Origin of the sequence: Nocardioides sp., from assembly GCF_041600255.1 — a bacterium.
GTDB lineage: Bacteria > Actinomycetota > Actinomycetes > Propionibacteriales > Nocardioidaceae > Nocardioides.
This window is the reverse complement of record NZ_JBFIKK010000106.1, coordinates 1-11,672: the sequence shown is the minus strand read 5'-3', so window position 1 is coordinate 11,672 and position 11,672 is coordinate 1. Positions and strand designations below refer to the sequence as shown.

Genomic DNA, 11,672 nt, shown 5'->3' with positions numbered 1-11,672 from the left:
GGTGTCACGAAGCCGACGCGGCCGACGGTGTCGGTGGTGAGCAGGTCCCGGCACTCGGCCGCAGTCAGTTCAACGAGGGTGTCCACGTCTCGATCCTGGCGCCGGGGCAGGCGCGGGGACAGGGTCCGTGGACCCGGGCGGGAGGGGCGACGGTCACACGAGGGTCGGGGTGAGTCGACCGAGTCGTGGTGCAGGTGTGACGCCTGGGTCGCGCACGAAATCTGGGTTCCCATGCTCAACCCGCGCTTCCCATGCTCTGCACACCATGGGAACCGCAGGTTCGGCTGCATACCGTGATGAACCCACACGATCAGCGCCCGAACAGGCGCACGGAACGCATGACCAGCCACCTCCCGACGCTCAGTGCAGCCGTCGCGCCGGCCCAGTCGCGCGCGAAACCTGGGTTCCCATGCCCAACCCGCGCTTCCCATGCTCTGCACACCATGGGAACCGCAGGTTCGGCTGCATACCGTGATGAACCTGCACCCTCCGGACAAGAAATCACTGTGATTCGGCCGGATCAGGCATCGACAGTTACGCTTGACCCAAGATTGTCAGACAATTCTCCCCGAGCGAAGGAGGCGAGCCATGACGGCACCCTTGACCGAGAACCGCACCCCCGGATTCGTTGCGCAGGCCGAGGAGCGGACGGCGCACAACTACCACCCGCTGCCCGTCGTCGTCTCCCACGCCGAGGGTGCCTGGATGACCGATGTCGACGGCAAGCGCTACCTCGACCTCCTCGCCGGCTACTCGGCCCTCAACTTCGGCCACGGCCACCCCGCCCTCCTCCGCGCCGCCCACGAGCAGCTCGACAAGGTCACGCTGACCAGCCGCGCCTTCGTGCACGACCAGTTCGGTGACTTCTGCGCCGCCCTGGGCGACCTGTGCGGCAAGGAGCTCGTGCTGCCGATGAACACCGGCGCCGAGGCCGTCGAGACCGCGATCAAGGTCTCCCGCAAGTGGGGCTACGACGTCAAGGGCGTCCCGGCCGACCAGGCCAACATCGTCGTCGCGGCCGGCAACTTCCACGGCCGCACCACCACCATCGTCGGCTTCTCCGACGACTCCGACGCCCGCGACGGCTTCGGCCCGTTCGCGCCCGGCTTCACCCGGGTGGCGTACGGCGACCTGGCCGCCCTCGAGGCTGCCATCGACGACAACACCGTCGCCGTCCTGATCGAGCCGATCCAGGGTGAGGGTGGCGTCGTCATCCCGCCGGAGGGCTACCTGCGTGGGGTGCGCGAGATCTGCACCCGCGAGAACGTCCTCTTCGCCGCCGACGAGATCCAGTCCGGCCTCGGCCGCACCGGCAAGACCTTCGCCTGCGACCACGAGGGCGTCGTCCCCGACCTGTACATCCTGGGCAAGGCGCTCGGCGGCGGGATCGTCCCGATCTCGGCCGTGGTCGCCGACCGCGACGTCCTCGGCGTGCTGCAGCCCGGCCAGCACGGCTCCACCTTCGGCGGCAACCCGCTCGCCTGCGCGGTCGCCACCGAGGTGGTCGGCATGCTCGCCACCGGCGAGTACCAGGACCGGGCAGCCCGACTGGAGAAGGTCCTGCGTGACCGCCTCGAGGCGCTGGTCGGCAAGGGCCTGGTCGGCGTCCGCGTCCGCGGCCTGTGGGCCGGCCTGGACATCGACCCGGCCATCGGCACCGGCCGCGCGATCTGTGAGGCACTGATGGCGCGCGGCGTCCTGGCCAAGGACACCCACGGCTCCACGATCCGGCTCGCGCCGCCGCTCGTCATCGACGAGGCCGACCTGCTCTGGGGTCTCGACCAGCTCGAGGCCGTGCTCGGCTGACGCAGCATCGCCTGATCACCGAACAGGAGCCCGGGTCGACGACCCGGGCTCCTGCTCATTTCTCCGGCAGCAGCTCGACCAGCGCCGGCAGGGCGCCGGTGACCACCGCGAGCAGCTCGTCACGGGTCATCGCCTCGGGCTCGACGGCCCAGCTCAGCACGAACTCCTCGGCCATCGCGGCCCAGGCCCGCACCAGCAGCCGGGTGGCCGGGGTGTCGGCGATGATCTGCCCCTGGGCGTCCTCGCGGAAGACCCGGTCGGTCAGCGCGGCGTGCGCCTCGTCGTAGATCTTGCGGATCGTCTCGTTGCCGCCGGCTGCCCCGCGCACCAGCGACAGGTAGCCCTGGTGGTTGGCGACCACGTAGTCCACGTAGGCCGTCATCGAGGTCAGCAACCGCTCGAGCGGCTCCCCCTCGGCCGGCGGCGCGGTCTTCTCGATCAGGTCGTCGGCCGCCCGTCGTACGACGGCCTCGTGGAAGGCATGCTTGTTGCCGAAGTAGTGGTAGAGCAGCCCGCGCGAGATGCCGGCCTCCTCGGCCAGCAGGTCGATGGAGAGCTCGTCGATCGACCGCGTCGCCAGCAGGCGTACGCCGAGGTCGAGCAGCTGCGATCGCCGCTCGTCGGGGGTCAGCCGCACCCGGCCCGTGTCAGTCGTCACGAGACGATCTTATTGACAACCGTTCAATAACGCCAATACCGTCGGCCCATGACTCTTGCCACTCCCCTGCCCACCTCGGTCCAGCACCTGGTGGTCGGCGCCGGGTTCGCCGGCCTGTGCACCGCGATCCGCCTGCAGGAGGACGGCGAGACGGACTTCCTGGTGATCGAGAAGGGCGCCGACGTCGGCGGCACGTGGCGCGACAACACCTACCCGGGCGCCGCCTGCGACGTACCGAGCCAGCTCTACTCGTTCTCGTTCGCGCCCAACCCGGACTGGTCGATGTCGTTCTCGCCGCAGCCCGAGATCCAGGCCTACATCCGCCGGACGGCCGAGGAGTCCGGCACCCTGGACCGCTTCGCCTTCCACACCGCCCTGGAGTCGGCGCGCTGGGACGACGAGGCCCAGCACTGGGAGATCGACGTGACCGGCCCCGAAGGCCCGCACCGGATCACCTCGACCACGCTGGTCCTCGGCGCCGGCGGCCTCTCCGAGCCCAAGCTGCCCCAGATCGAGGGGATCGAGGAGTTCGGCGGCGAGCTCTTCCACTCCGCCCGCTGGAACCACGACGTCGACCTGACCGGCAAGCGGGTCGCGATCATCGGCACCGGCGCCTCGGCGATCCAGATCGTGCCCGAGGTGCAGAAGGTCGCGGGCCGCCTCGACGTCTACCAGCGCACCGCGCCGTACGTGCTGCCGCGCAACGACCGGACGTACTCGCGTCTCGAGAAGCTGGCCCTGCGGCACGTGCCCGGCCTGCAGAAGCTCTACCGCCAGGCGATCTACTGGGGCCGCGAGACCTACGTCCCCGGCTTCACGCTGCAGCCCAAGCTGGCCTGGCCGGCCAAGCAGCTCGCGTTGCGCAACCTGGCCAAGGGCGTCCCGGACCCGCAGCTGCGCGCCAAGCTGACCCCGACCTTCGAGATCGGGTGCAAGCGCATCCTGATCTCCAACACCTACTACCCCGCGCTCAGTTCCGAGAACGTCGAGGTCGTCACCGACCCCATCGCGAAGGTCACCGCCGATGCGATCGTCACCGCCGACGGCGTCGAGCGCCCGATCGACGTGCTGGTCGTGGCGACCGGCTTCTTCACCACCGAGCTGCCGATCACCGAGCACATCACGGGTCGCACCGGCCGGACCCTGGCCGAGACCTGGCGCGAGAGCGGGATGGCCGCCTACAAGGGCACCACGGTCCCGAACTTCCCGAACCTGTTCATGATCGTCGGCCCCAACACCGGGCTCGGGCACTCGAGCATGGTCTTCATCATCGAGTCCCAGGTGGAGTACCTCCGGGCCGCGCTGCGCACGATGAGGCACCAGGGTCTCGCCGCCGTCGAGCCCACCCCCGAGGCGACCCGCACCTGGAACGACGACCTGCAGCGACGGATGGGCCGCACGGTCTGGAACTCCGGCGGCTGCTCCAGTTGGTACCTCGACGAGCACGGTCGCAACACCGTGCTCTGGCCGCGCACCACGTTCACGTTCCGCTCGCTGCTCTCCGACTTCGACCAGGCGGCGTACGACGTGCAGGCCCGCCGTGCCGCAGCCACGGGACGACCCGCGGGACAGCCCACGGGAGAGCCCACCGCCGACCGACAGGACGTGACCGCATGAAGACCCTCCACGACAAGGTCGTCGTGATCACCGGCGCCGGCTCCGGCATCGGTCGCGCCCTCGCGCTGAACCTCGCCGCCCGCGGCTCGCTGCTCGCGCTCTCCGACGTCGACGAGGTCGGCCTGGCCGCGACCGTCGCGCAGGCCGAGGCCGCGGGTGCCACCCGGGTGCACAGCGCCCGCCTCGACGTGGCCGACCGGGCAGCCTTCACGACGTACGCCGCCGAGGTCGCCGAGCACTTCGGCCGGGTCAACGTGGTGATCAACAACGCCGGCGTCGCGCTGGCCGCGGACTTCGCCGACGTCACCTACGAGGACATGGACTGGGTCGTCGGGATCAACTTCTGGGGCGTCGTGCACGGCACCAAGGAGTTCCTGCCGCACCTGATCGCCTCCGGCGACGGCCACGTCGTCAACCTCTCCTCGCTCTTCGGGCTGATCGCGATGCCCGGCCAGAGTGCCTACAACGCCACCAAGTTCGCCGTCCGCGGGATGACCGAGGCGCTGCGCGAGGAGATGCTGATCGGCAGCCACCCGGTCGGCGTCACGTCGGTGCACCCCGGCGGGATCAAGACCGCCATCGCCCGCAACTGCCGGGTCTCCTCGGTCGAGGACAAGGAGGCGACCGCCAGGCTCTTCGACGAGAAGCTCGCGAAGATGACGCCCACCCGCGCCGCCGAGGTCATCGTCAAGGGGATCCTGCACAACAAGGCCCGGGTGCTGGTTGGTCTCGACGCGCATGCCCTGCACCACCTGGCCAAGCTGACCGGCTCGCGCTACCAGGATCTGATCGCGATGGGCGCGAAGCGGATCATCCCGGCGAAGGTGAAGATCGTCTGACCCACCTGGTCGGATTCGCCCCCCGGACCGTGTAGGAAGGTCGCGTGACTCCGGCCCCCGGTGACGCCGTGCGCGTCGAGATGACCAAGTGGGGCGAGCGTCCGCACTGGGAGTACGACGCCGTCCTGCTGGGCTCCGACCAGCACGGCGACTGGATCGGGGTGCCGGCAGGAACCCCGATGACCCGGCCCGGGGCGTCGTACGTCGCCCAGGTCGACCAGGTCACCCTCGCACCGGCCGAGACCCTCGAGCAGCGCGGCTGGGTGGCGACCTTCCACGGCGCCGGCGGGCACTCCTGGGAGCGCCTGGGCAGCCCGGTCGACGTGTACGTCGACATCACCTCGCCCGCGCACTGGGCCGGAGCCGTGCTGCGAGCGACCGACCTGGACCTCGACGTGATCCGTGGCGTCACCGGCCGGGTCTGGGTCGACGACGAGGACGAGTTCGCCGACCACCGGGTCCGCTTCGGCTATCCCGACGAGGTGATCGCCGCAGCGCTGACGGCCTGCTCCCTCGTGCACGCGGCGCTCACCACCTCGTCCGGCCCGTTCGACGGGTCGGCGCGGGAGTGGTTGGCCCGGGTCGCCCACCTGCGCGCCTGAGCCCTAGGAGGTCGCGGCCTGCTCCGTCGTGTGCTGGTCGGACGAGCCCTCCGACTGGGCACCGGCCTTCTCGGCACGGCGCCGCCGGCGGCTGGTCCGCACCCGCAGTGGCCCGACCAGTCGAGGACCGGCCAGCCGGCTCTCGAGCTTCTGGGCCTCCCGCTTGAGCGGCTGGGCGACGTACTCCCCGAGGATGACGCCCGAGGACAGCGCCGTCGCGATGGAGGCAGCGGTGACCATGGCGAGCAGGCCGTTCGAGGTGCCGGAGCCGCCCTCGGCCATCAGGGAGAGCCCTCGGTAGATGGAGAGACCCGGGAGCATCGGTACGACGGCCGAGACCACCACGACCAGCGGTGGCACCTGGAAGCGGCCGGCCACCGTGTAGCTGATCAGACCGACGAGGAAGGCGGCGATCGCGGTCGGCCAGAACCGGCCCAGCCCCTCGACCACGAAGGACTGCGAGACCAGGATCGCCCCCGCGGCGATCAGCCCGATCGGCGCGATGATCCGCGCGGGCGCGTAGGAGGAGAAGGCGAACGCCGCCGCCGCGATCCCGGCCCCGACTGCCAGCGTGGTGAAGTCCTCCCAGCCACCGGAGCGGGGCGCGATCCGGCCCACGTCGACACCGGTCACGTCGGCGAGCGCGAGACCACCCGAGACGCCGCCGATGATGCCGGCGGTGGCGAGCAGCGCCTCGGTGAGTCGGGCACCGGCGGTCACGTAGAAGCCGGACAGGGCGTCCTGCAGGGCGCCCATGAAACCGATGCCCGCCAGGAGCATGACGATGTTGGCGGTCACCACGAGCGACGGGTTGCCGACCAGGCCGACGCCCGCGGCTGCCACCGCGATGATCGTGGCGATCGCACCGCCAGCGACCTGCTGGTAGAAGAACGGGAGGCGCCGGCGTGCCATCGCCATCTGCATCCGGTCGATGATGACCGAGGCGATGAACGCCAGCGCCACGACGGTGGGCCCACCACCGAGCAGGATGCCGATGCCGGCGCACATGATGCCCCAGCCCAACGAGATGGCCCACCGGGGCGTGCTGTGGCCCGAGGAGACGATCCGGGCGAGGCGGCTGCGCGCCTCCACCAGGTCGACCCGGTCGGCGATCACGTCCCGCACGAGGTGGTCGACCAGGGTGAGGTCCTCGTAGTCGATCTCGCGCTGCTTGACCTGGCGGATCTGGATGAGCGGCGGGTCCTCGGGGTCGGGCTGGTAGGTCATCGACAACGAGGTGAAGGTGACGTCGATGTCGGGGTGCCGGACGCCGAGGTGCCAGGCGACCGACTGCATGGTGGCGGTGACGTCCGCGGCGCCTGCGCCGGAGGAGAGCAGCAGCTCTCCGACCCGCAGACAGAAGTCCAGGGTGAGATTCAGTGCGCGGGCCTCCAGCATGGGCTCCATGCTGCCAGCGCTGGGCGACCGGCTCCGATTCTTCGCCGGATGGGCTTGGTCACACTGGCGGCGCCGTGCCGACAGGGCGTTCAGCGAGGTGGTGGCGGCAGGGCGTCGGTCGACTCGATCTGGTCGAGGCCGGTGAGCATCAGCAGGTCGACCACGACCGAACGCAGCTGGGCCAGGACCACCTCGGCGGTGAGCAGCTCGGTCCGTTCGACCTGGCCGGTGGCGTTGCCGACCGCCAGGAGGGCGGAGCGTGCCGCCACGGCCATCCGGTCGGCAGCGAGCTCCTCGGCGGCCAGGTCGACCGCCTCGGCGAGGTCGATCGCCAGCTGGGAGTAGGAGTTCGGCACCGGCCGCCGGTGGTACGCCGCGACCGCCGTCTGTCGGACCAGCACCCGGGTGCTGCGCAGGGCACGATCCAGGGGGTCGACCAGTTCGACCATCCGCCGGAGGTTGCCCTTGTGCCGGATCCGGAACGGCGAGGAGGCCACCACCGAGAGCCCCTCGGCGGCCGCGTCCTGCAGCTCACGGATCAGGTAGTCGGTCGAGCGGGCGTCGGCGAGCAGCTCGAGGGCCTGGTCCACCTCGCCGTCGACCATGACCTCTCCGGCCGCCCGCAGCAGGGTGGCGATCTTGCGCATCACGACCGCCGCCTGCTCCCGCGGTCGACGCAGCGGCGCCGCCGGCACCACGGTGGCCGCGACCAGGGCGACCGCTCCCCCGATCAGCGCGTCGGTCCAGCGCGTCAGCCCCTGCGACGGGTCGGGGAGCAGGGTGCTGACCACGATCGACTGGACGGCCGCCTGGGTCACGAACAGCTGGCCGCCGTCCAGCAGGAAGGCCGTCGACATGGCCAGCGCGACGATCAGGGTGAGCTGCCAGGCGCCGGTGCCGACCTGGGCCACGATCAGGTCCGCCAGCAGCACGCCGATGGCCACACCGAGCGTCACCTCGACGACCCGGCGGAGCCGCTGGCCGTACGACGTACCGAGGCTCACCACTGCCGCGATCGGGGCGAAGAACGGCGTCTGGTGTCCGAACACGTCGGAAGCGAGGTACCAGGCGACCCCGGCGGCGAGCGCGCACTGACCGATCTGCCAGCTCTTCGACCGCAGCCGGGCCACCCGGAACCGGGCAGAGGTCCGGCCCCGGCTGAACATCCGGTCGAGCGGGCGGGTCTCCATGGTCGGATCCTGCCAGAGCCGAGCAGTCCTGACCGGTCGCCGCCGGGGCATCACCGCCCGCAGTTCAGTCCTGGTGACGGGCCCAGGCCAGCGCCTGCTGCAGGTCCTCCAGGTCGCGGAACCAGACCCGCACGCCCGTGCGGCACCGCACGCGCGCCACCCGGGTGTCGTACTCGCCGCACTCGGCGCGTGACTCCGACCAGGTGGGCGGCCAGAGCTTCGAGCCGTCGTAGTGGTGGATGCCGAAGCCGTTGTCGCGGTCGCCGGTGACGTCCACGATCGTGTCGGGTGCGGGCGGGTGGCTCCGGGGCGTCGACCCGGTGGCGCTGGTGGTCAGGGCCCCGAGCCCGGCGACGAGCAGGGCGACGGTCGTGGTGGCGACGCTGGTCCGAACGGTCATGATGCCTCCGAGATGAGTGGAGCACCGGCGAGATCCGGTGCGCCACGAACGCTAGGAGCGCCCGGCGACCGTCCCGGGCCCACGACCGTTGCCTGGGGAGATGCGACGGCCCGACGGCCGCTGTGCAGACAACGGGGCCGCCGGGCGCCGTTCAGCGCGCGAGCGTGACCGTGATGGTGGTGTCGGAGCACCCCGAGGACAACGAGGCCAGTGCGCTCTTCTCGGCGCTGTCCACCGTCAACAGCCAGCGGTGCTTCACGGCCACCCACTCGCGCAGGTAGCGGCACTTGTCATAGGTCGGCATCCACTGGTTCGGGTCCTTGTCGCCCTTGGACTGGTTGACCGAGTCGGTCACCCCGACCAGCGAGCGGTAGTCGCCCAGGTCGTTGGCGTAGGCCTGCCGGGTGGCCGTCGACCAGGTCCGGGCACCGGAGTCCCAGGCCTCGGCCAACGGGACCATGTGGTCGATGTCAATCCGGCCGGGGTCGGTCCAGGAGATCCGGTCGTAGTACGAGAACCAGCGACCTCCGGTGAGCGAGCACCCGCTGCCCACGCTCACCGGGTCGTCGGCCTCGGCGATGAGGACCTCGTAGCGGGTGTTGCAGCCGTCACCGTCGGCGTCGATCCAGTGCGGGAAGAGCGAGCGGGAGTAGCCGGTGCGCACCTCGGCGGCCACCGGCAGGTCCGAGATGGCCTGGGTGAACGGGGCCGAGTAGCTGTCGGCGTGGGCTGCGGCCGGAACCGCGACGAAGCCGCCGCTGATGAGGACCCCGAGCAGGAGCAGGAGGAGACGACGTGGCACGAGAACTCCCGAGAGATGGCGCCGCACAGGCGCAGCCGTGGTGGGATGCGAGCGTTGCGCCACCGGTGCCCCGAGCGCAAGGGCCTCCTGCGACACTTCACGAGCCCGACCCGAGTGGTGCCCGGGACCGTCACCTCGCGGTCACTCGGCGGATGCCACTTGTGGCGACCGCCGCCCACAGGGGATCATCGGCCCTCCGACGAAAGGCATCTCGTGGTCTCTCCGATCGACCCCACCGCAGCGGCATTCCTCCTGGCCGAGAACCGGAACATGCCCATGCACGTCGGAGGTCTCCAACTCTTCGAGAAGCCCGAAGGCGCCGGACGCAACTACACCCGCGAGATGTACGAGGCGATGCGCGACGTCGAGGAGATCTCCCCGCTCTTCCTCAAGCATCCGCACCGCTCCCTCGGCACCGCCGGCCAACTGGTCTGGCAGCCGGACGAGGCGTTCGACATCGAGCACCACGTGCGCCACAGCGCCCTGCCCAAGCCGGGTCGGATCCGTGAGCTGCTCGAGCTCTGCTCGCGCCTGCACGGCACCCGGCTGGCCTGGGAGCGGCCGCTGTGGGAGGCCCACATCATCGAGGGCCTGCGCGACGGCCGGGTCGCGATGTACACCAAGACCCACCACGCCCTGGTCGACGGCGTCTCCGCGATGCGTCTGCTGCAGAGCGTGCTGACCACCGACCCGGACAAGCGCAACATGCCGGCGCCCTGGGGCTACCGGGCCCAACGCCCGGCCACCGACAAGTCCTCCGACCGCTCGCTGGCGGAGATCCCCACCGCCGCGCTGCGCAGCGCACTCGGCATCACCGCCGAGGCGGCCGGGATGCCGGGCGCCCTGGTCAAGACGATCAGCAAGGGCCTGCGCAACGAGACCTCCGCGCTGTCGCTCTACGCTCCCCGCACGATCCTCAACCAGTCGATCACCGGCTCGCGTCGGTTCGCCGCCCAGGACTGGCCGATCGAGCGCCTGCGGGCGATCGGCAAGGTCACCGGCACCACGCTGAACGACGTCGTCCTCGCCATGTGCGCGGGCGCGATGCGGACCTACCTGCTCGAGCTCGACGCCCTCCCCGAGGCACCGCTGGTCGCGATGGTGCCCGTCGGGCTGAACGCCAAGCAGTCCCAGCTGGCGTCGGCCGACGGCGGCAACGCGGTCGGCTCGGTGATGGTGCAGCTCGCCACGGACCTGCACGACCCCGCCGACCGGCTGCGCAAGATCCACCGTTCGATGAAGGACGGCAAGGAAGCGCTCTCCTCGATGACGCCGGTGCAGATCATGGCGATGAGTGCGCTGGGCCAGGCCCCGGCGATCCTCGCGCCGATCCTGCGGATGCAGGGGATCGTTCGGCCGCCGTACAACCTGATCATCTCCAACGTGCCCGGTCCCAAGACCACGCACTACTGGAACGGCGCCAAGCTGACCGGCACCTACCCGCTCTCCATCCCGATCAACGGGATGGCGCTGAACATCACCTGCACGTCGTACGACGGGAAGATGGCGTTCGGGCTGACCGGCTGCCGGCGTACGGTGCCGCACCTGCAGCGACTGCTCAGCCACCTCGACGACGAGGTGGCGGCGCTGGAGAAGGCCGCCGGTCTCTGAGCCGGGCTCAGGCCTCGACCAGACCGCCGCCGACGTGCGCGGCGACCGCCCGGAGCCGGGCCCGGGTGATGTCGGCGACCGTCGCGTAGCCCGCGAGCTGCGCGTTGGAGCCGACGCGGGTCGGCTCGGCGACGTTCACCGAGACGCAGTGCCGAGTGCCGCCGTCGGCGGCGTTCTGCAGCGCCACCGCGTGCCCGGTGGTGCCGCTGCCGGCGAAGAAGTCGAGCACGCGGGCGTCGTCGGGCATCGTGGAGAGGATCCGTCGGACCAGGCCGGTGGGCTTCGGTGACTCGAAGACGTGGCCGAGGATCTCCTTGAGCTCGGCGACCGCGGTGTCGGTGGAGCCGATCTCCTCGGCCAACCAGATCGTGCGCAGCTTCTTGCGGCGGTCGACGTGCAGCCAGTCCTTCTGGAAGACGTCGACCCGCTCCCCCAGCCGACCCTTGACGACCCGGCAGACCAGGTCGGCGGGGCGCTCGTCGATCAGCGGTCGGCTCCACCGCCATACCGCGGGTCGCCCGTCCCCGAAGACGGGGCCGATCTCCTGGGCGCCCTCGAAGGGAGTGGTGCGGACCTGCCCGGTAACCGGGTCTCCCCACAGCGTGAAGTGCAGGGTCCGTGCGGTGGTCGGGTTGAACTTCTTGTTCGTGTTGCGCAGCGGGAGGTGTCGGAAGCGACGGCCGTCCGGGTCGGTCTGCGGGAAGTCGGCCTCGTTGACCGTCTCGGTGCTGGTGGCGTCGAGGACGCTG

The 11,672-nt window shown here is 70.7% G+C and carries 11 protein-coding genes; 5 read left to right on the top strand and 6 right to left on the bottom strand.

Features of this window, described 5'->3' with window-relative positions:
* The first annotated feature begins 588 nt into the window (after positions 1-588).
* Positions 589-1,806: an ornithine--oxo-acid transaminase gene (gene rocD / locus ABZE72_RS12585; RefSeq protein WP_372729380.1), complete on the top strand. Its 1,218-nt coding sequence runs from the start codon at positions 589-591 to the stop codon at positions 1,804-1,806.
* Positions 1,807-1,861: 55 nt separating this feature from the next.
* Here the strand turns inward: rocD and ABZE72_RS12580 are convergent, their stop codons facing one another.
* Positions 1,862-2,464: a TetR/AcrR family transcriptional regulator gene (locus ABZE72_RS12580; RefSeq protein ID WP_372729379.1), complete on the bottom strand. Its 603-nt coding sequence runs from the start codon at positions 2,462-2,464 to the stop codon at positions 1,862-1,864.
* A gap of 48 nt (positions 2,465-2,512) precedes the next feature.
* Here ABZE72_RS12580 and ABZE72_RS12575 point away from each other — a divergent pair, with 48 nt between their 5' ends.
* The 3 genes from ABZE72_RS12575 to ABZE72_RS12565 are packed head-to-tail and all read left to right on the top strand — an operon-like array spanning position 2,513 to position 5,522.
* Positions 2,513-4,081: a flavin-containing monooxygenase gene (locus tag ABZE72_RS12575; RefSeq protein ID WP_372729378.1), complete on the top strand. Its 1,569-nt coding sequence runs from the start codon at positions 2,513-2,515 to the stop codon at positions 4,079-4,081.
* Positions 4,078-4,920, top strand: coding sequence for an SDR family NAD(P)-dependent oxidoreductase (locus ABZE72_RS12570; RefSeq protein ID WP_372729377.1), 843 nt, complete (start codon positions 4,078-4,080; stop codon positions 4,918-4,920). The genes ABZE72_RS12575 and ABZE72_RS12570 overlap by 4 nt, the downstream gene beginning before the upstream one ends.
* Positions 4,921-4,964: 44 nt before the next feature.
* The gene (locus tag ABZE72_RS12565) at positions 4,965-5,522 is read left to right on the top strand and encodes a DUF402 domain-containing protein (protein WP_372729376.1); all 558 of its coding nucleotides are present in this window, start codon (positions 4,965-4,967) and stop codon (positions 5,520-5,522) included.
* Positions 5,523-5,525: 3 nt separating this feature from the next.
* Here the strand turns inward: ABZE72_RS12565 and ABZE72_RS12560 are convergent, their stop codons facing one another.
* The 4 genes from ABZE72_RS12560 to ABZE72_RS12545 form a co-directional block, all read right to left on the bottom strand.
* Positions 5,526-6,920: a threonine/serine exporter ThrE family protein gene (locus ABZE72_RS12560; RefSeq protein WP_372729375.1), complete on the bottom strand. Its 1,395-nt coding sequence runs from the start codon at positions 6,918-6,920 to the stop codon at positions 5,526-5,528.
* Positions 6,921-7,009: 89 nt separating this feature from the next.
* Complete coding sequence (locus ABZE72_RS12555) at positions 7,010-8,110, bottom strand: aromatic acid exporter family protein (protein ID WP_372729374.1); 1,101 nt, start codon at positions 8,108-8,110, stop codon at positions 7,010-7,012.
* A 64-nt stretch (positions 8,111-8,174) separates the two neighbouring features.
* A complete protein-coding gene (locus ABZE72_RS12550) occupies positions 8,175-8,510 on the bottom strand; it encodes a hypothetical protein (RefSeq protein ID WP_372729373.1) in 336 nt (111 codons plus the stop codon).
* Positions 8,511-8,661: 151 nt separating this feature from the next.
* Complete coding sequence (locus ABZE72_RS12545) at positions 8,662-9,312, bottom strand: HNH endonuclease family protein (protein WP_372729372.1); 651 nt, start codon at positions 9,310-9,312, stop codon at positions 8,662-8,664.
* Between the two features lie 213 nt (positions 9,313-9,525).
* Between ABZE72_RS12545 and ABZE72_RS12540 the strand changes: the two genes are divergently transcribed.
* On the top strand, positions 9,526-10,923 hold the full coding sequence (locus ABZE72_RS12540; protein WP_372729371.1) for a wax ester/triacylglycerol synthase family O-acyltransferase: 1,398 nt from the start codon (positions 9,526-9,528) through the stop codon (positions 10,921-10,923).
* Between the two features lie 7 nt (positions 10,924-10,930).
* On the opposite strand, the gene ABZE72_RS12535 is transcribed toward ABZE72_RS12540, so the two are convergent.
* Positions 10,931-11,672 (bottom strand): DNA methyltransferase (locus tag ABZE72_RS12535; RefSeq protein ID WP_372729370.1); only part of this gene is annotated, 742 nt, incomplete at its 5' end.

Coding starts and splice junctions, on each gene's coding strand:
- rocD (WP_372729380.1), top strand. CDS start 589: ATGACGGCACCCTTGACCGAGAACCGCACCCCCGGATTCGTTGCGCAG.
- ABZE72_RS12575 (WP_372729378.1), top strand. CDS start 2,513: ATGACTCTTGCCACTCCCCTGCCCACCTCGGTCCAGCACCTGGTGGTC.
- ABZE72_RS12570 (WP_372729377.1), top strand. CDS start 4,078: ATGAAGACCCTCCACGACAAGGTCGTCGTGATCACCGGCGCCGGCTCC.
- ABZE72_RS12560 (WP_372729375.1), bottom strand. CDS start 6,920: ATGCTGGAGGCCCGCGCACTGAATCTCACCCTGGACTTCTGTCTGCGG.
- ABZE72_RS12555 (WP_372729374.1), bottom strand. CDS start 8,110: ATGGAGACCCGCCCGCTCGACCGGATGTTCAGCCGGGGCCGGACCTCT.
- ABZE72_RS12550 (WP_372729373.1), bottom strand. CDS start 8,510: ATGACCGTTCGGACCAGCGTCGCCACCACGACCGTCGCCCTGCTCGTC.